The organism is Nesterenkonia lutea (assembly GCF_014873955.1).
GTDB classification, from domain to species: Bacteria; Actinomycetota; Actinomycetes; order Actinomycetales; family Micrococcaceae; genus Nesterenkonia; species Nesterenkonia lutea.
The window spans coordinates 2,776,768-2,794,125 of sequence record NZ_JADBED010000001.1 but is presented as its reverse complement, the minus strand read 5'-3'; the positions used below and the strand labels follow the sequence as shown (position 1 = coordinate 2,794,125).

18 protein-coding genes are annotated in these 17,358 nt (G+C 64.6%); 4 read left to right on the top strand and 14 right to left on the bottom strand.

Annotated features, from left to right (window positions below):
* Positions 1-431: 431 nt before the first annotated feature.
* The 8 genes from H4W27_RS12730 to H4W27_RS12695 form a co-directional block, all read right to left on the bottom strand.
* Positions 432-1,010: a GAF and ANTAR domain-containing protein gene (locus tag H4W27_RS12730; protein ID WP_225939119.1), complete on the bottom strand. Its 579-nt coding sequence runs from the start codon at positions 1,008-1,010 to the stop codon at positions 432-434.
* Positions 1,011-1,775: 765 nt separating this feature from the next.
* Positions 1,776-2,240 carry an SRPBCC family protein gene (locus H4W27_RS12725; protein ID WP_192596263.1) on the bottom strand — a complete coding sequence of 155 codons (465 nt, stop codon included), beginning with the start codon at positions 2,238-2,240 and terminating at the stop codon, positions 1,776-1,778.
* A complete protein-coding gene (locus H4W27_RS12720) occupies positions 2,224-2,601 on the bottom strand; it encodes an ArsR/SmtB family transcription factor (protein WP_192596262.1) in 378 nt (125 codons plus the stop codon). The genes H4W27_RS12725 and H4W27_RS12720 overlap by 17 nt, the downstream gene beginning before the upstream one ends.
* Positions 2,602-2,733: 132 nt before the next feature.
* Positions 2,734-3,114 (bottom strand): nuclear transport factor 2 family protein, encoded by a 381-nt coding sequence (locus tag H4W27_RS12715; protein WP_225939118.1) that lies wholly within the window; start codon positions 3,112-3,114, stop codon positions 2,734-2,736.
* 182 nt (positions 3,115-3,296) lie between these two features.
* Complete coding sequence (locus tag H4W27_RS12710) at positions 3,297-3,899, bottom strand: cysteine hydrolase family protein (protein ID WP_192596261.1); 603 nt, start codon at positions 3,897-3,899, stop codon at positions 3,297-3,299.
* Positions 3,900-3,957: 58 nt separating this feature from the next.
* Positions 3,958-4,722: an ABC transporter permease gene (locus H4W27_RS12705; RefSeq protein ID WP_192596260.1), complete on the bottom strand. Its 765-nt coding sequence runs from the start codon at positions 4,720-4,722 to the stop codon at positions 3,958-3,960.
* Positions 4,723-4,730: 8 nt separating this feature from the next.
* On the bottom strand, positions 4,731-5,567 hold the full coding sequence (locus tag H4W27_RS12700) for an ABC transporter ATP-binding protein (protein ID WP_192596259.1): 837 nt from the start codon (positions 5,565-5,567) through the stop codon (positions 4,731-4,733).
* Positions 5,568-5,662: 95 nt separating this feature from the next.
* Positions 5,663-6,901: a CPBP family intramembrane glutamic endopeptidase gene (locus tag H4W27_RS12695; protein ID WP_192596258.1), complete on the bottom strand. Its 1,239-nt coding sequence runs from the start codon at positions 6,899-6,901 to the stop codon at positions 5,663-5,665.
* A gap of 71 nt (positions 6,902-6,972) precedes the next feature.
* Here H4W27_RS12695 and H4W27_RS12690 point away from each other — a divergent pair, with 71 nt between their 5' ends.
* Together H4W27_RS12690 and H4W27_RS12685 are read left to right on the top strand one after the other, a co-directional pair.
* Entirely contained in the window at positions 6,973-7,689 is a 717-nt protein-coding gene (locus H4W27_RS12690; RefSeq protein WP_192596257.1) for a TetR/AcrR family transcriptional regulator C-terminal domain-containing protein, read from the top strand.
* Between the two features lie 25 nt (positions 7,690-7,714).
* Positions 7,715-8,329, top strand: coding sequence for a methyltransferase (locus H4W27_RS12685; protein WP_192596256.1), 615 nt, complete (start codon positions 7,715-7,717; stop codon positions 8,327-8,329).
* A gap of 11 nt (positions 8,330-8,340) precedes the next feature.
* Here H4W27_RS12685 and H4W27_RS12680 read toward each other — a convergent pair whose 3' ends face one another.
* From H4W27_RS12680 to H4W27_RS12660, 5 genes are all read right to left on the bottom strand, one after another.
* Positions 8,341-8,553, bottom strand: a complete 213-nt coding sequence (locus H4W27_RS12680; RefSeq protein WP_192596255.1) for a CDGSH iron-sulfur domain-containing protein — start codon at positions 8,551-8,553, stop codon at positions 8,341-8,343.
* Complete coding sequence (locus tag H4W27_RS12675; protein ID WP_192596254.1) at positions 8,550-9,491, bottom strand: iron-containing redox enzyme family protein; 942 nt, start codon at positions 9,489-9,491, stop codon at positions 8,550-8,552. Before H4W27_RS12675 ends, H4W27_RS12680 begins: the two co-directional genes overlap by 4 nt.
* A 197-nt stretch (positions 9,492-9,688) precedes the next feature.
* Positions 9,689-10,675, bottom strand: coding sequence for an IS481 family transposase (locus tag H4W27_RS12670; protein WP_192596253.1), 987 nt, complete (start codon positions 10,673-10,675; stop codon positions 9,689-9,691).
* Between the two features lie 122 nt (positions 10,676-10,797).
* Positions 10,798-12,504 carry an ABC1 kinase family protein gene (locus H4W27_RS12665; protein ID WP_192596252.1) on the bottom strand — a complete coding sequence of 569 codons (1,707 nt, stop codon included), beginning with the start codon at positions 12,502-12,504 and terminating at the stop codon, positions 10,798-10,800.
* Positions 12,505-12,567: 63 nt separating this feature from the next.
* Complete coding sequence (locus H4W27_RS12660) at positions 12,568-13,143, bottom strand: PadR family transcriptional regulator (RefSeq protein WP_404821857.1); 576 nt, start codon at positions 13,141-13,143, stop codon at positions 12,568-12,570.
* A gap of 135 nt (positions 13,144-13,278) precedes the next feature.
* On the opposite strand from H4W27_RS12660, the gene H4W27_RS12655 reads away from it, so the two are divergent.
* On the top strand, positions 13,279-14,265 hold the full coding sequence (locus H4W27_RS12655) for an IS481 family transposase (protein WP_192594253.1): 987 nt from the start codon (positions 13,279-13,281) through the stop codon (positions 14,263-14,265).
* A gap of 110 nt (positions 14,266-14,375) precedes the next feature.
* On the opposite strand, the gene H4W27_RS12650 is transcribed toward H4W27_RS12655, so the two are convergent.
* Positions 14,376-14,969, bottom strand: a complete 594-nt coding sequence (locus tag H4W27_RS12650) for a MarR family winged helix-turn-helix transcriptional regulator (RefSeq protein WP_192596251.1) — start codon at positions 14,967-14,969, stop codon at positions 14,376-14,378.
* Positions 14,970-15,087: 118 nt separating this feature from the next.
* On the opposite strand from H4W27_RS12650, the gene H4W27_RS12645 reads away from it, so the two are divergent.
* Positions 15,088-17,325, top strand: coding sequence for an MMPL family transporter (locus H4W27_RS12645; protein ID WP_192596250.1), 2,238 nt, complete (start codon positions 15,088-15,090; stop codon positions 17,323-17,325).
* Positions 17,326-17,358 lie beyond the last annotated feature (33 nt).

The following is a 17,358-nucleotide window of genomic DNA, read 5'->3' as shown; positions in this document are numbered from 1 at the left end:
GGAGACATCTCCCGGGGCGAAGAGAGTCCACAGGAGTCCCTCTTGGAGCCGCTACCACCCCTCGCGCTTCCTTTTGCAAACAATAAGGAGCCCAGGGTGCTGTCGAAGTATCACGTAGTCGTGCGCCTCGGGCGCGGCCTGCTAGCGGCTGAGATCGCGGAGTTGCGGGCGCGACGCAATGGATCGATCTCTCACTATGAGATGCATGGGGAAGACGTCGTTGTGGTTTCGCTCTATGCCGCATCATCGTCGACGGCGATTGAAACTGCAGAGATCCAGGTTCAGCGCGCTACGGGACTAACAGTGGTGTCCGTACGGGTCTTGACTTGGCGTCTCTAGGAGCACGGAGCGCACTCCGTACGAACCCGCCGATGGTTACTCAGAGAGCACTCCTACCCGGATTCCCCCGCGTGATAGACCGGAGGCTCCAGTTATGACTCGAAGTTCGTCGATGTTGGTCCGTGTCCTGCTGAAGCGATGATCTGCTCAGCCAGGACGCGCAGTTTGATGTTGCGGTGATTGGACGCGTCTTTCAGAAGCGTGACTGCTTCGTCCTGGCTGCACCGGTTCTGACCCATCATGATGCCCACCGCCACGTCGATCGCGGTGCGTGACTCCATAGCGATTCGCCGGTCTTCAGCGTTCTCTGCGTGGGCTGCGATGTGCAGCGCGATCGCTACGACCGTGGATGCCATCTCGGCGTATCCCTTGGCTGCCTCAACGTCTTCTTCGGTGAAGGCTGCGGCTTCGTGCGTGTAGAAGTTCATGGCGGCTGTGGCGGTGGCGTTCACGGTCAGCGGTATGGCCAGGGCACTGCGGAGTCCGTGGCTGCGCACCTCGTCCATGTACTGGGGCCAGCGCTTTTCCTGGCGCACATCGAAGACCCGGATGATCGTGTTGGACCTCTGCGCCTGAAGGCAGGGACCTTCATCGAAACCAGCCTGAGCCTCGTCCATCTGCTGGGCTTCGGGAGCTGCTGGCGACCACAGTGTTCTTCCTGGCACGCTCAAGGACGATCCCGCAGAGAATCCGACGTTCGGTCGAGAGGCGTTCCGCGGCGAGGCGAGCGATGGAGCTCAGGACCCCAGAGATGTCTTGGTGTTCGAGAAGAACTTTGGTGAGTTCTGCGGAATGATCGCGCGCAGGATAAGTGGTGTCCATGATGGACTCCATCCGGTGGGGTGCCCATCTCCAGACGGGGACCGGTATAGCTGACTCTACGCGTTGAAGTCGGCTCTCCTGCTTCAAAGGACCAAGTTCGCAATTGAAACACTGTGCGTAAGCGGGTCGGTGACCGCGCGTGATCCACGTAATCGACGTCTTGCACCCCTGTCATCACTGGGAGGCCCGTTCACCCCGCCCGAAGAAAATGCCCGCAGGGGTGCGTGCCTTATCTGCTACACCTATCTCCGCACTTGAGCTCCTCAGGAATAGAGCCACTGTTGCGCCCTCACCCAGGAGTCGCCGGGACGCGACCGCGAACGAAGCTGAGGATTGCGACAAGTCAATAAGACAGCCCGTACCCTGCGAGATGTGACTCCCCATGCGCCGCGCCGTAGGTGACAGGCGTAATCACGGCAGGACAAAGACCCCAGACGGCGAGCTACCGCAGGGTCTCCATCCAGGCATCGTGACCGTCGAGGCGGGGGTCGTGGCTGGCGTGAGGGTGCCACAGAGGATCGACGTGGATCAGGCCGGGAAAGCGTGGCACCTCGGCGCCGATGTTGTTTCGGGCTACCTTGTGGGACGGCGACGCCCGGCACCAGCCGGCAACCTCAGTCCCGTAGATCACCGACCAGGTGTCGCCCGAAGTTTGTCAGCGCTTCATCCCAGCCGTCGTAGACAGAACCATCGCCCGGCCTGCCGTCGAACCCACGCAGGTGGAACACCAGTTCAGTTCGGCCGGGGCCCTGCGCAGCAAAGGTCAGGGTGATGACCGACGCCGCCTTGACGGGTCCGTCCGGGTCGCCCCACGTGAGCACGAGACGATTGATGGGCTCGACCTCGAGGAAGACGCCGCCGGTGGGAAACTTCTCCCCGGTTTCGTCATTGATCATCGTGTACGCGTAGTGGCCCCCGACGCGGACGTCGAAAGAGACGGAGTCTGTCCTGACGCCGAACGGACGCAGCCACTGCGCCAGTTCGGACTCCTCAGTCCAGGCGCGCCATACGAGTTCACGTGGGGCGTCGAAAGTGCGGGTGATCGAGAATTCAGGGGTGAGTTCAGGTGTCGCGCTCATCGCCGGTCTCCTTAGAATCTTGGTTCCTTGATGCCTTCATCTTCATAGTCCCGAGGTGGTCTTCAAGGGCGTCAAGCCGCAGGTTCCACTCGATACGCTGCTTCTCCACCCAGGCCGACGCCTCATCAAGGGGCTCCGCCTGCAATGAGAGCGTTCGCCACTGTGCCTCGACGGTGCGGGTGACAAGACCAGCACGCTCGAGCACCTTGAGGTGCTGCGAGATCGCGGGGGCGCTCATATCAAACGGCGCCGCGACCTCACCGACGGTGGCGGCGCCACGGGAGAGCCGGGAGAGAATCTCTCGGCGGGTGGGGTCAGCGAGTGCGGCGAACACCAGACTCAGAGGATCCGTCGCAGCCACTTAGCCATCTCCTTAATTAATGAAGGGCTTAACCGTAAATCGTTGGAGCGGAGCTGTCAATAGGTGATGAAAGTGGCTCCGCGTGCTGGGGGACTGACCCCACCACTCGAGCAAGGGCTTATAGGCCTCGGGTCAATCGACGATTGGGGCTGCCTCTGCCTCGGAACTTCCGCTGGCCGCCACTACCTCGAGGGCGCGTACAAGCACCTGGATATCCTCGATGGTCTCGACCTCAGTCACTTTGCCCCATCTCAGTGTCATGAACTGGAAGACGGTGTTGCTGTAGACACCACCATCAGGGAGTGGGCCACGGACGCTTGAGCGCACGGCGACGCGGGTGCGCCAGGGGCCCCCGCGCACGATCACCTCGTGGATCGTAAATCTTGCGCCGGGCAGCAGGTCAACGATCCGTTGCCACCAGCGGATCATGGCGTCGCGGGAGCTCCGCCGCCCACCGAGAGCGTGCTCGCCGTGGAAGTGGTAGGTGAAAGGGTCGCCCAATCCATCGACCATCTCCAATGTAGTTGCCGGCGTTGATCTGGTCGAAGACCGACCGGACCTTTGTCTCAACGATGCGCGAATAGATCATGGTTTCGTCCTCCGTAATCGGGACGCTTTACTCGGGCTCCCCGTTCCGTTCCCCGGATCTCCGGCGGTATGTGGCCCACGGACGTGCGTAGCGGTGACCATCCTGTTCACCCGGAGACCGATGAGGATCGTGGACTCGAGTCACTCTCGAGCAGGGCGCGTGTCTCTGAGACGGTGGCAAACTCTCCGTCCAGATTCGTCGCCGTGACCATCGACAGCGTTGCCGCCGGCACCGTGGTGCCGTCGGGAGACCTGCGATCGAAAGTATGTGTCGCGTCAAGAGCGAAGTACGTGTCATAGCCGAGATTGCCGGCCATGCGAGCAGTGGTCTCGCAGCAGTGGTTCGTCGTGATCCCGCAGATCACCACCTGCCCTATGCCTTCTGCTCGCAGCCAGGAATCCAGATCCGGAGAGCCGTAGAAGCTGGAGTTCACGTTCTTCCGGACAAGCAGATCCGGGGTCCCGGTGATCACGTCCTTGAACTCACGACCAGGACTGGACATGGCCAGCGGCGATCCGGGGTCGGACGATTGGTGCTGAACGAACACGAGTGGCCAGTCCTTGTTCCTCCAGTGGGCCACAAGGGCCGCAATGTTCTGCTCGCACGCCGGGTTGTCGCGCGGACCCCAGAATTCGGAATCGTCAAAGCCTTGTTGGACGTCGATGACGATGAGCGCGGGACGATCGAAGTGCGTTGAGGGGGCCGACATGGAGCAATCGTAGCGACCCCAACCCGGACCACCCACGGAACCCGGCGCGGTGGGAGGTTCAGCTGGTCTGGCGCCGGTAGATCGCGTTCGCCAAGAGATACGCGATAAGAAGGATGCCGACGCACCAGGCCAGCGCGACCCAGAGATCGGCCGTCACAGGTTGCCCCGCGAACAGTTGACGCACTGCGTCGACGATGGAGGTCACTGGCTGGTGCTCTGCAAAGGCACGGACTGGTCCAGGCATGGTTTCGGTCGGGACGAAGGCTGAGCTGATGAAAGGCAGGAGGATCAAGGGGTAGGAGATCGCGACCGCTCCGTCCTGCGATTGAGCGGTCAGCCCAGGAATGACCGCCAGCCACGTGAGCGCGAGGGTGAAGAGCATCAGAATCCCCGCGACGGCCAACCACTCCCCCGCTCCCGCGCTGGGACGGAACCCCATGACCAGGGCCGCGATGACCACCACGGCCAGAGCGAGCAGGTTGCTGGCGAGCGATGTCAGCACGTGAGCCCAGATGACCGAGGAGCGCGCGATGGGCATCGACTGGAATCTTTCGACGATTCCGGCCTTCATGTCCAAGAACAACCGGAACGCCGTGTAGGAAACCCCTGAAGCTACCGTGATCAAGAGAATTCCGGGCAGCAGGTAGTTCACATACGGCCCTTCTGCGTCAGCCTCGATGGCCCCGCCGAAGACGTAGACGAACAACAGGAGGAAGGCGATCGGCATCAGGGCCGTCGTGATGATCGTGTCTGGGCTGCGCAGAATATGGCGGAGGGACCGGCCGGTCAGGGTGGCGGTGTCGCTGATGAAATGCGGGGTCATGGTGGTCCTCACGTCGCAGAATCTGGGGTGTCTTCTGGGTTGTCCGTGTCGGCGCTGCGGTCAGTGGCGTCTCCTGTGATGGACAGGAAGATCTCCTCGAGACTGGGCTGTTTCTCGACGTACTCGACCGTTGCCGGCGGCATCAGCGTCTTGAGATCGTCCAGAGTGCCGGTGGCCATGATTCGGCCGCGGTGCAGGATGGCGATCCGATCGGCGATCTGTTCGGCCTCCTCCAGATACTGCGTGGTGAGCAGCACGGTGGTTCCTGCCTGGGCGAGTTTCTGCACGGTCTCCCACACCTCGAGGCGCGCCTGCGGATCGAGGCCGGTGGTCGGCTCATCCAAGACGACGACTGCCGGCTCACCCACGAGACTCATCGCGATGTCCAAGCGGCGACGCATGCCCCCCGAATACGTCGAGGCCCTCCGCGAGCCGGCTTCCGTCAGGGAGAAGCGATCCAAGAGTGCGTCGGCGACAGCCCTGGGGTTCTCCAGGTGCCGCAGCCTGGCCACGAGGATCAGATTCTCCCGCCCGGTGAGGATCTCGTCGATGGCGGCGAACTGTCCGGTCAGACTGAGCGAACCGCGCACGTGCGCCGCCTGGGAGATGACGTCGCAGCCGTTGACGGTGGCCGTTCCGAGATCGGGTTTCAGCAGCGTGGCGAGGATCTTGACCACAGTGGTCTTGCCCGCGCCGTTTGCTCCCAGCAGAGCCAGAATGCTGCCTCTGGCGACATCGAAGCTCACCCCCTGCAGCACCGGGAGCTCACCGTAGGACTTGTGCAGGCCCTGTACGGAGATCCCCGATGAGTTGTTCTGCACGGCGGATGAATGGCGAGACTGCATCGTGAGTCTGTCCTGTCCTGGGTTGACGCTCGTCGGGTGTACTCGTGGGTTTTCATCGTGTGCGGGCCACTCACCCTGGGCGGGTTCGCCGTGGTCTAGGCGGCTCTTCGGCGGCGCGTCAACATGGCAGGTATTCCGCGGACAAGTGCGAGGACGAGCAGCGTTGCGGCGGCGCTCCCGCAGAGCACGAGCAGTGCGCCGATCATCCACAATCCAGTGGTGTCTTGGCTGACCGTGGTGCCGACCCACGCCAGAGTGAATGCGGGCGGCAACAGCAAGACCGTCGGCCAGTGCCTTCCGCGGGACGCGCTCACAGCGATCACCACCAGGGTCAGCGTGCAACCGACCACCTGCCACGCCCGGTACGGTCCGTGCTGCAGTTCTGTCACCGGATCGGTCCAGTAGCTCTGGTCCCAGCCCATCCAGGCGAACCAGGCACCGGCCGAGCCGAGAATCACGAGGACCATCCAACTCACAAGCTGCAGGTTCCAAACCGAGCGAGTCGCCCTGTGGTGGGGAAGTCCGAGCCATCCCCGAGTGCTGATCAGCAGGGCCACAGCGATCAGGGCAATCGCGAAGAGCTCATGAATCTCGTTGATGCCCCCGAGCGCTGCGGCCTTGAGCCCACCCGCTGCATTGACTGCCGTGTGCGCTGCGACCACGGCGAGCAGTCCTCCGCCGGCGACGTTGAAGATGAATCCCAGAACGATGGAGATCGCGACGACCATGAGCACGGAGATCGGAAAGGACATCTCGGACTGGGATGTCGCCATCGACCAGAGCGGGGCGTGCCAGACCGCCCAGATGACTCCGAGCATGATGTTCGCGATGACCGGGGGCATCACCGCCTGCAGACGGGGCAGCGCGAATCCTCTCCATCCCAGCTCCTCGTTTCCGCCGCCGACCAGTGCGATCAGGATGATGCTTCCCGGCAGTGCGATGAGTCCCGCGCGGAGCCCTTCGACTTCGAGTGACGCACCCGCCAGCAGTGCCACGCCACCAGAGGCCAGCAGAACCCCGAAGACCACCAATCCGAGGAGGAACGGACGAATCCCACCTTGCCTCTTGGGCAGGTACCTGCCGAAGAGGGACTTGATCCCAGCACGACCCTCGAGGCAGGCCGTCACGACGACGGCAGCGATCGCGGGACCGAAGCTGCCGGCGATGACCAGGGGCATGGTGGCTGATGAACCGGGGGCTGCCAGTGGGCCGAGCCACCAGATCAGCCAGGAGACGGCGAAGGTGATGGCGAAGAATCCCGAGAGTCCCCGCAGTGGATCCACCCGACTCGTGGCAGTGGCGGAGCGGTCGACGGCGAACGTAGTGGTTGTCATGCGGCAACCTTCTCATACACCGTATGATTCTCCAACAGTGTAGGATCCATGCAGCGCTGTACGCTTGGAAGATGGATGCTTCACCCTCTTCAGATGCCGGCGATGAGGTCGCAGGAGAGACTGCTGAGGCCGACCACGTCTTTGCCCGCCCGGTAAAGCCTGGCCGCGTCACGACCGATCTGTCGCAGGCGGCCATCGTTCAGGCGTGCATCAAGCTCCTGGATGAACAGGGGTCCAACGCCCTGACGATGCGAAAGGTCGCTGGAAAACTCGGCGTACACGCCACGAGCCTCTATTGGTACGTCAAGCGCCGCGAGGACCTGATCGATCTGTCGCTGGACGAGATTCTCCGCACGGCCGTCGAGCGTTCAGCCACGCCAGGATCCTGGCGCGAGGAGATCTCTGAGACGGCCACCCAGATGCACAACGCTCTCGCATCACACCCGTGGGCACCAGGCTTCGCCGCAACAAGACCCCTGTTGGGCCCCAACGCCCTGGAAATTTTTCGTCGCATAGTGACGTCTCTCGCGTCGACGGGGGCACCCGCAGAGACCCAGACTCAGGCCGCGGCAACCATTTCTGACTTCATTCTCGGAAGCGCGACGGCTGCCGCCAGCGCTCACGCGGCAGGCCTGGATACTCCCACGTCACCCTTGGCCCAGCTGGTCACTCGACAAGCCGCCAGGGCCGGCTCTCCCCTTCCCGGGGCAACCCACTGGGAGCCCTCTTTCGACTTCGGCATCGATGTGCTTCTCGACGGACTCGCGCTCCGCCTCGAAATCGCATGAACCCGATTGGGACACAATAGGAGTCATGAAGCAGCTGACCTTTCGCGGGCTCGCCATCTCGTTCGACGACCGAGTGCTCGAGCCGAGGCCATGGACCGAAGCTCAGTCTGCGTGGGCGGCTGAGCTGCTCATCGAAGCGCCGCCGGGCCCGGTGCTGGAGCTCTGTGCCGGCGTCGGGCACATCGGACTGGGCGCCATGCGCGACTCGGACCGTCGCCTCGTCATGGTGGACGTCAACCCGGTCGCAGAACAGTTCGCCCAGGAGAATGCCGCCGCCAATGGTCTGGGATCCGAGGTCGAGTTCCGGCTGAGCCGGATCGACACCGCACTGGCAGCCGAGGAGCGGTTCAGCCTGATCGTCGCAGATCCGCCCTGGGTTCGTTCAGCGGAGACCTCGATGTTCCCGGAGGACCCGATCCTCGCCATCGATGGCGGTGACGACGGGCTCGTTCTCGCGCGCACCTGTGTGGACCTCATGGACCGCCATCTCTCCGCAGGCGGTTCCGGGCTCCTCCAGCTCGGGAACACCGCACAGGCAGAGACGATCGCGGGCTATGCCGCAGAAGCGCTGTCCGGCTCCGTCAGGGTCGTCGAAACCCGCGTCTTCGAACGTGGCGTGCTGGTGCGGATGACGCGCTGATCCCAGACTGATCAGTCGCGGGAGCGCTTGTGCATGGCCTTGTGCGTGCCATCGCACCAGGGTTTGATCTTGGACCCGCCGCAGCGGCAGACGGCGCTGACCGGGCGTGTCGTCCGATGTTCGTTGCCAGCCTCGTCCTGAACCAGGTGATCACCGCGAAGCAGCATCGGCCCACCGGGACAGAAGATCACATCGGGGTGGCCAGGCTCTGGATTCTCGTTCATGCGGCCCACTGTTTCAGCATCCTCTCCGCGTAGCGGTCTTCGAGGTCCAAAGATGTCCAGGCGCCGAAATAGACATCGTCGTGCAGGTCCGGCTCCTCCTCCAGCAAGGCTCCGCAGATGGTGCGCACCGCGAGCTGTTCGTGCACCGCGTCCGCCTCGACGTGCTCGGTGTAGTAGCCGATCATGGACGCCGGGAATCCGAGCCGCTCCAGGCCTCCGGCCATCCGCCGAGACGGACCCGAGCTGGTCGCCTCGAATGCGGCCAGGAATCCCAGGGACGCGGCGCGCAGCCGGCGGTTGAGGCCGAACAGGGACATCGCGTTGTTCTCCTCGAGGACCTCCAGCGGCGCCTCGTCGATATAGGCGCCGTAGCCAGAGTCCAGGCCGCTGTCCTGCAGCCCACGACGGAAGAGGTGGGCGTGGAGACGACTGGGGTCACCATCGCCGTATTCGTCGAACTGCAGCTCCATGACGGCGGCTTTCACCCGATCGGACAGACGGGGGATCACCCACGTCGTGTGATCCGACTCCTTCAGGTGGTAGATCGAACGGTGTCGGAGCAGCTCGCGCACCTGATCCTCGGTCGCCTTGCGCTGGACATGGGCCGCCACCGAAGGCCCGTCGTGCTCGGCCACGAAGGAGAAGAACTTCTCAGCGAAGTTCTCCGGACTCGGCGCCTCAGGCGTCCGGGCCCGCAGAGTCCGCTCAAACTCCTGCTCGAGGCCCCGCCGCACGGTGATCAGGTGCGGATCCCACTCCAACTCCCCCGCGACATCCTCGAAGCCCTGGTAGTGCTGCTCGTACAGGACCCACAAGGCGAGCTGCGCATCCTCGGCGCCGTCCGGCTGTGGCGCCTCGGCCAGGCGGGACGTCTTCCCGGCGCGCATCGCCGTCAAGACGGCTTCACTGAGGGCACCTCGGCCCCGTGGACTCAACATGGGCGCGTCCCCCTTCCGGGCGACATCGGCCAGACAACCGGAGATCCGCCGGTGGAGCTGCGCATCTAAGTCCTCATCTCATGATCCCGAGTGATCCATGCACTCGATGGTGTTTCCAGAAGGACTATAACCATATGAGAAGCACGACGACGCCGGGAGCGGATGTCACATTCACGAGGCCTCGCCGTCTGTGGGGTCTAGTTGTACTGACCTGACAGGTTAATCAATCTGGTGATGGGAGCCTTGTTCCCGCAGGCGGTGTGGGGCCGGTGATGATTATATTCGTGGAGCCATCCCGCAAGGTCATCCCGGCGCTGTGTCTCGCTGGTATAACAACGCGCATAACCCCACCCATCAGCCAGGGTGCGATGGAATCGTTCGATCTTGCCGTTGGTCTGTGGCCGGCGAGGCCGAGTCCGGCAGTGCCGGATGCCGAGTTCGATACATGTGTCTCGCCACAGGTGTGAGACGTAGGCCGAACCGTTGTCTGAGAGAACCCTTCGGGTGGTGACCCCGCGCTCGGCGAACCACGTCACGGCCCGTTTCAGCACCGCGGTGGCCGTGGCGGCGGTCTCGTCATCGTGGACCTCGGCGTAGGCCACCCGGGAGTGGTCATCGATCACCGTATGCACGAAGGCGTACCCCATTTTGGGGTTGCGATACTGATTCTTCGGCTTTCCCAGGGTCGCGGCCCGGTTCCGTCCACCCTGGGAGCGACCTACGAAGCGCCAGCCGCCGCCGTCGGGGATGTTGCCGAGCTTCTTGACATCTACGTGGAGCAGATCCCCGGGTGCAGCGTGTTCGTAGCGGCGAACGGGCTCACCGGTGGCCCGGTCCACATGGGCGAGCCGATGCAGCCCGCACCGAGTCAGCACCCGGTGAGCGGTCGAGGGAGCGACCCCGGTCGCGGCGGCGAGCTGGACCGGACCGACCCGCTTACGAAGCCGCAGCGACACGATCCGCTTCGTCACCGCAGGCGGGGTCTTTGCCGGCATGCGGTCTGGACGGCTGGAGCGATCGGCCATCGGCTCCCCGGCTGCGTACCGGTCCGCCCAGCGCTTCACGGTCGGCCAGGCGCATTGAAACCGTGCCGCGACTTCGGAGATCGGGACGCCTCGATCGATGACCAGCTGGGCGACCTTCAGGCGGTGACGCGGAGTCAGAGCAGCGTTAGCGTGGGACATGGGAGCCTCCTGTGCGTGAGCGGATACTTAGGCAGTTCCACTCCACCGCAGGAGGCTCTCTTTGTGCCAGGGTTCAGATCAGCGGATCACACAGAGTTAACCAACGTCCCCGGTCAGTACATCTAGTTCCGCACTCTCCGCGACGGCAGGACCGCGTGCAGCAGCGGAAGGAGGGAGACCCCCATCAGTGTGGGACCGATGAGACCGTCCTCTGTTCGCAGCAGTGTGCCCGTGACCAGCAGCCCGGTGAACAGGATCGCCGAGATGATCCGTCGACCCACGCGCTCCAGAGCTGCGACCCGCCGGTCGAGATCCGGGGTGCGCACCGAAATGTGCCCGTCTTCAATGCGGTCGGCCACGTCAGAGAGCCGGCCCGGCAGCCGCAGCGCCACAGCGACTGTGTCCGCTGCCTTGTGCGCCGCGTCCTGGACCGCCGGCCCGCGCTGGTCGCGGATCAGCTGCTGCGCGTAGGGCTCCACGGCGTCCCAGATGTTGAACCGGGGGTCCAGGGTGCTGCACACGCCCGAGATCAGGGAGACCGTGCGCAGCATCAGCAGGAAGTTCTCGGGCAGCTGGAACGGCAGCGAACGGACCAGCTCGCCGAACTCTCTCGCGAACTCCCGGAATTCGCGCGGGTCGACCTCCTTCAGTTCCGCGAAGCCCATGCCGCCGAATCGGGCGAAGAGCTGCGTCATGGCTTCTTCGAGTTCGGTGGTCTCGGCCGAGGGAAGCAGCACCCCGACCCGCTGGATCCCGTCGACCAGGCTCTTGCCGTCGCGAGAGGCCGCGGCGATGAACACCCCGCGCAGCCCGTCGCGCAGAGTATCCGGGATCTCGCCCATCATCCCGAAATCGATGAACGTCAGGCGCCAGGAGGGTCGCTGAGCGACCCCTGGAAGGAGCGCCTGGTCGGGGGAGGCTGGCGTGACGAAGATGTTTCCCGGATGCGGGTCCGCATGGAAGAACCCATGGACGAAGATCTGATCGAACATCACGTTCGCAAACTGGGTGGCGACCTCGGAGGGGTCGATTCCTGCGGCTCTGAGCCTCTTCACATCGTTGATCTTGATCGCGGTGACGTCCTCCAGAGTGAGCACCCGCCGCGTGGTGCGTTCCCACATCACAGCCGGAGCAGAGACCCGCGCGTCCCCAGAGAAGTTCGCGGTGAACCGTTCAGCGTTGGCGGCCTCGTGAAGGTAATCCACTTCCTCCAGGCTGGTCACGGCGAACTCCTCCACGAGCGCTGGCGCATCCACCCGGTTGCTCACCACTCGGATATGGGACAACCAGCGACCCACCCGTCGCAGGGCCGCCAGATCGACGTCGACGATCTCGCCGATGCCTGGGCGCTGGATCTTCACGACTGCCCCGGCGAAGCCCGCCAGCTCAGCGTCTTCCGCCCCCGGTTCAGCGCGATGCGCCTGGCCCAGTGAGGCGGCGGCCAGCGGGTTCGGGTCGACGGAAGAATATGCGTGATCCAGCGAGACTCCGAGTTCCTGCTCCGCCACGGTCCTGATGGCGGAGAAGGCCACGGGGCTCACCTCGTCCTGCAGTCCTTCCAGCTCTTTGGTGATCTCAGGAGGAAGCACGTCCAGGCGGGACGACAGGAACTGACCGACCTTGATCATCAGCCCGCCGAGATCGACGGCAAGCACGTGGAAGCGTTCGGCGAAGCGCCGCATGCGTCGTGCACGTCCCGAAGCTGCGAATCGGGCCAGACCGATGCGCGGCAGAATCAGCTCGAACCACCACACCTGGACCAGGTGAAGAGCAGCGAAGCGAAGGATGCGACGGTACCGAGTGCGCAGCGTCTTGGACGAAAGGCTCACCGAAGGCTCACTCGGCGCCCTGGTGCCCGGGCCCCGGGTTGTCACCTGCTGCAGGCATGCCGTTCAGTCCTGGGCGAGGATGGAATACAGCCTGCGGCGCACCTGGTCCAGCTCCTTCTCCGCCTGCTTGATCTGTTCAGGGGTCCCGGAACGGCCGACCTGTGCCGCCGCCTGAGCCAGTTCCATGCCGGCCTTGGACAAGCTTCGCACTGAGTGGCCGCGAGGCTCACCGCCTTGCCACTGGGCAGGCATCTGATCCGTCGAGGTCGCAGCTGCTGCCGCACGGCCTTCCGGAGTCAGCGAATACGTCTTGCGGCCGCCCTCTTCTTCGGCCTGGATCAGTCCTTCATCGGCCAAGAGCTGCAGGGTCGGGTACACCGAGCCCGGGCTGGGCTTCCAGGCTCCGCCGCTGCGCTGCTCGATCTCATTGATGATCTGATAGCCGTGCATAGACCGCTCGGCCAGCAGAGTGAGAACCGCTGTGCGAACGTCGCCGCGGCTGGCTCGCGGGGCCGCTCTCGGCTTGAAGGCGCCACGCAGCTGGTCCAGCGCCTCCCAGATATCGCCTGGGGATCCGCCCATCGCTGGCGGAAAATCGCCGAAGATGCCTCGTGCGTGTGAGTGGGGTGTTCCAGTCATGACAACCTCCTAGGTGTACTGACCGGGGACGTTGGTTAACTCTGTGTGATCCGCTGATCTGAACCCTGGCACAAAGAGAGCCTCCTGCGGTGGAGTGGAACTGCCTAAGTATCCGCTCACGCACAGGAGGCTCCCATGTCCCACGCTAACGCTGCTCTGACTCCGCGTCACCGCCTGAAGGTCGCCCAGCTGGTCATCGATCGAGGCGTCCCGATCTCCGAAGTCGCGGCACGGTTTCAATGCGCCTGGCCGACCGTGAAGCGCTGGGCGGACCGGTACGCAGCCGGGGAGCCGATGGCCGATCGCTCCAGCCGTCCAGACCGCATGCCGGCAAAGACCCCGCCTGCGGTGACGAAGCGGATCGTGTCGCTGCGGCTTCGTAAGCGGGTCGGTCCGGTCCAGCTCGCCGCCGCGACCGGGGTCGCTCCCTCGACCGCTCACCGGGTGCTGACTCGGTGCGGGCTGCATCGGCTCGCCCATGTGGACCGGGCCACCGGTGAGCCCGTTCGCCGCTACGAACACGCTGCACCCGGGGATCTGCTCCACGTAGATGTCAAGAAGCTCGGCAACATCCCCGACGGCGGCGGCTGGCGCTTCGTAGGTCGCTCCCAGGGTGGACGGAACCGGGCCGCGACCCTGGGAAAGCCGAAGAATCAGTATCGCAACCCCAAAATGGGGTACGCCTTCGTGCATACGGTGATCGATGACCACTCCCGGGTGGCCTACGCCGAGGTCCACGATGACGAGACCGCCGCCACGGCCACCGCGGTGCTGAAACGGGCCGTGACGTGGTTCGCCGAGCGCGGGGTCACCACCCGAAGGGTTCTCTCAGACAACGGTTCGGCCTACGTCTCACACCTGTGGCGAGACACATGTATCGAACTCGGCATCCGGCACTGCCGGACTCGGCCTCGCCGGCCACAGACCAACGGCAAGATCGAACGATTCCATCGCACCCTGGCTGATGGGTGGGGTTATGCGCGTTGTTATACCAGCGAGACACAGCGCCGGGATGACCTTGCGGGATGGCTCCACGAATATAATCATCACCGGCCCCACACCGCCTGCGGGAACAAGGCTCCCATCACCAGATTGATTAACCTGTCAGGTCAGTACACCTAGGCGCCGCACCCGCGGTGGGTCAGGCTGGAGTAAACGATATATCGCCCAGCGGGAGGGTGTGAAGGTGTGACGCTGTGGGTTCGGTGCGGTTCAGTGCGGTTCAGGTGGGTTCAGCGGGGTTCAGCGGGCTCCTCGCCCACCTTCGCCCAGTCAACACCCTCCAGTGAGAGCTGCTGCGTCATGTCCTGGAGAAATCCGATCACGACATCTCGCTCGCCCGCGCTCAGCCGTGCTGCCGAATGGAACCGCTTGGCCTGTTGACGCCCGACCGTGTCCATCGCGGTCTTCGCGGTCTCTGGCGTCACCCGCAGGATGAAGGCGCGACGATCGGAGTGATGCACTTCCCGGGTGATGTGGCCGCCGCTCTCCAGGCGATTGAGGAGCTTGGTGGTCGATGCCGCGGAGATCTCCAGGTGGGCGGCGAGCATGCCCGGGGTCACCATGGTCCCGCGGTGGTCCGCCACGATCAGATAGTGGATCGCTCGCATGTCCTGCTGGCTGAGCTTCATGTATTGCTGCGAAGCCTCTGAGAGGCGCTCCTCGGCCGCACGAAGCTCAGACAGCGCCCGCATGAGTCGACCGATCTGGGCGGTGTCCTCGGCGGGGACGCCGGAGCGATCGACAAGCTGGTGCTGCGGGTCCGCGGCGTCCACCTCATACAGGTGATCTGCTACGGAATCGGACCCTGCTTCTGGTGCTGCCATGCTGCCCACCTTACGACGCGTCGGGGACGCGAGTGCAGGTTACTATCCTTTGGTGTAGTTTATCCACAAGGACAGTATATTCCAGGTCCACACGACCCGTCAGATGAGGAGAGCAGAGATGCCGCAGCGCGAGTTGGATGTTCTCGACGAGGACGGTGCTTCCGGCACGCGCCGCGGCCGTCGCTCCGCCCGGGGACACGTCCCTCGGTGGCTGCGGGTGTTCCTCCCGGCCGTTCTCATCCTGGTCTGGCTCGCGGGCGCCGCCGTGGGCGGCCCCTACTTCGGGAAGGTCTCGGAGGTCTCCTCCAACGATCAGACGACCTATCTTCCCGAGTCTGCGGACGCGACGACGGTGCAGGAGCTGTTGGGCGAGTTCAATGACTCAGACACCGTCCCCGCGGTCGTCGTCGTCACCTCTGACACGCAGCTCAGCGAGTCTGAGACCACGGAGATCGAGGAGGCCGTCGCACAGCTCCCTGAGGTCCCCGGCGTGCAGGATGACCTCTCTCCGGCCATCCCCTCCGAGGACGGATTCGCCGTGCAGGCCTTCGTCCCGATCGGATCGGAGGAGGATCTCGGAGCCGTCGTCGAGGAGGTGTCGCAGACGCTGAGCGCAGAGCTTTCGAATGTGGACGTCTTCGTCACGGGACCCGCCGGGTTCAGCGCGGATCTCGCCGCCGGGTTCGCCGGCATCGACGGGCTGCTGCTCGCAGTCTCCCTGGCCGCTGTCTTCCTCATCCTGATCGTCGTGTATCGGTCGCTGCTGCTGCCCATCGCGGTGCTTGCGACCAGCGTGTTCGCCCTCACCGTCTCGCTGCTGACCGTCTGGTGGCTGGCCGAGGCGGAGATCCTCCTGCTCAGCGGGCAGACCCAGGGCATCCTGTTCATCCTGGTCATCGGCGCGGCCACCGACTATTCGCTGCTGTACGTCGCGCGCTACCGGGAGGCGCTGCGGGTCCATGAAGACAGATGGACCGCCTCCTGGAAGGGGCTGCGGGGATCATTCGAACCGATCCTTGCCTCCGGAGGCACTGTCATCGCCGGCCTGCTGTGCCTGCTGCTGAGCGACCTCAAGTCGAACAGCACCCTGGGCCCCGTCGCGTCGATCGGCATCGTCTTCGCCATGATCTCCGCGCTGACCTTCCTCCCGGCGGTCCTCTACGCCTTCGGCCGGGCCGCCTTCTGGCCCCGCCGCCCTCGGTTCGAACCCGAGGTCGTCGCCGCTGAAGGCGGAGTGCCGAACCGCGGCGTCTGGGCCCGAACAGGACGATTCGTGGCGCGCCGGCCGCGCCGCATCTGGATCGCCACGACCCTGCTTCTCTTCGTGGGTGCGCTGGGCCTCACTCAGCTCGACGCCCAGGGGGTGCCGCAGTCGGAGCTGGTGCTGGGAGAGTCCGAGGCCCGCGAGGGACAGGTCGCCCTCGGCGAGCACTTCCCGGAGGGCTCGGGCAGTCCCGCATATGTCGTCACGGCGGAGGACTCCCTCCAGGACACCGCCGATGTGCTTCTGGAGAACCCAGGGGTCGACGGCGTCACCGCCGTGACCGAGGACGACGCCGGCTCGGCCCCGGTCGACGACGAGGGCATCAGCGCCTACGGCCCCGGCGCACCTGCTCCGGATCCCGCCGTGGTCGACGGGTCCATCATGCTCCAGGCCACACTGAGCGCGCCGGCAGACTCGGCAGAGGCCCAGGACACCGTCCGTGACCTGCGGAGCACCTATGCCTCAGCGGAGACCGACGTGCTGGTGGGCGGCGTCACCGCCACCGCGCTCGACACCAACGAGGCCGCCATCCATGATCGGAACCTCATCATCCCGATCGTGCTGGTCGTCATCCTGGTCATCCTCATGGTGCTGCTGCGCTCGGTCCTCGCACCGGTCCTGCTGGTCCTGACGACCGTGCTGTCCTTCGGCACAGCCCTGGGCGTCTCGGCCCTGGTGTTCAACGGTCTCTTCGATTTTCCCGGGGCCGATCCCACCGTGCCCCTCTACGGCTTCGTGTTCCTGGTGGCCCTGGGCATCGACTACAACATCTTCCTCATGACACGCGTCAGAGAGGAAGCACTGGCTCACGGGACCCGCTCCGGAGTCATCCGCGGACTGACCGTCACCGGAGGCGTCATCACCTCGGCCGGTGTCGTGCTCGCGGCGACGTTCGCGGCGCTCTCCGTGATCCCCATCCTCTTCCTCGCCCAGATCGCGTTCATCGTGGCCTTCGGCGTGCTCCTGGACACGTTCCTGGTGAGAGCGCTGCTGGTCCCCGCCCTGGTGCGGGACATCGGACCCGCCGTCTGGTGGCCCTCGAAGCTCGCGAAGCGCACGGAGGAAGAATCGCCGGTGCCTGATCGGGCGTGAGGCTGTCCCGATGCACCATGTAGCGTAGGCCGC

What these genes read in the sequence shown, in the direction of transcription:
- H4W27_RS12725 (WP_192596263.1), bottom strand. Translation starts at nt 2,240, where the DNA reads ATGAGCGCGACACCTGAACTCACCCCTGAATTCTCGATCACCCGCACT.
- H4W27_RS12715 (WP_225939118.1), bottom strand. Translation starts at nt 3,114, where the DNA reads ATGGTCGATGGATTGGGCGACCCTTTCACCTACCACTTCCACGGCGAG.
- H4W27_RS12710 (WP_192596261.1), bottom strand. Translation starts at nt 3,899, where the DNA reads ATGTCGGCCCCCTCAACGCACTTCGATCGTCCCGCGCTCATCGTCATC.
- H4W27_RS12705 (WP_192596260.1), bottom strand. Translation starts at nt 4,722, where the DNA reads ATGACCCCGCATTTCATCAGCGACACCGCCACCCTGACCGGCCGGTCC.
- H4W27_RS12700 (WP_192596259.1), bottom strand. Translation starts at nt 5,567, where the DNA reads ATGCAGTCTCGCCATTCATCCGCCGTGCAGAACAACTCATCGGGGATC.
- H4W27_RS12695 (WP_192596258.1), bottom strand. Translation starts at nt 6,901, where the DNA reads ATGACAACCACTACGTTCGCCGTCGACCGCTCCGCCACTGCCACGAGT.
- H4W27_RS12690 (WP_192596257.1), top strand. Translation starts at nt 6,973, where the DNA reads ATGGATGCTTCACCCTCTTCAGATGCCGGCGATGAGGTCGCAGGAGAG.
- H4W27_RS12685 (WP_192596256.1), top strand. Translation starts at nt 7,715, where the DNA reads ATGAAGCAGCTGACCTTTCGCGGGCTCGCCATCTCGTTCGACGACCGA.
- H4W27_RS12680 (WP_192596255.1), bottom strand. Translation starts at nt 8,553, where the DNA reads ATGAACGAGAATCCAGAGCCTGGCCACCCCGATGTGATCTTCTGTCCC.
- H4W27_RS12675 (WP_192596254.1), bottom strand. Translation starts at nt 9,491, where the DNA reads ATGTTGAGTCCACGGGGCCGAGGTGCCCTCAGTGAAGCCGTCTTGACG.
- H4W27_RS12670 (WP_192596253.1), bottom strand. Translation starts at nt 10,675, where the DNA reads ATGTCCCACGCTAACGCTGCTCTGACTCCGCGTCACCGCCTGAAGGTC.
- H4W27_RS12660 (WP_404821857.1), bottom strand. Translation starts at nt 13,143, where the DNA reads ATGACTGGAACACCCCACTCACACGCACGAGGCATCTTCGGCGATTTT.
- H4W27_RS12655 (WP_192594253.1), top strand. Translation starts at nt 13,279, where the DNA reads ATGTCCCACGCTAACGCTGCTCTGACTCCGCGTCACCGCCTGAAGGTC.
- H4W27_RS12650 (WP_192596251.1), bottom strand. Translation starts at nt 14,969, where the DNA reads ATGGCAGCACCAGAAGCAGGGTCCGATTCCGTAGCAGATCACCTGTAT.
- H4W27_RS12645 (WP_192596250.1), top strand. Translation starts at nt 15,088, where the DNA reads ATGCCGCAGCGCGAGTTGGATGTTCTCGACGAGGACGGTGCTTCCGGC.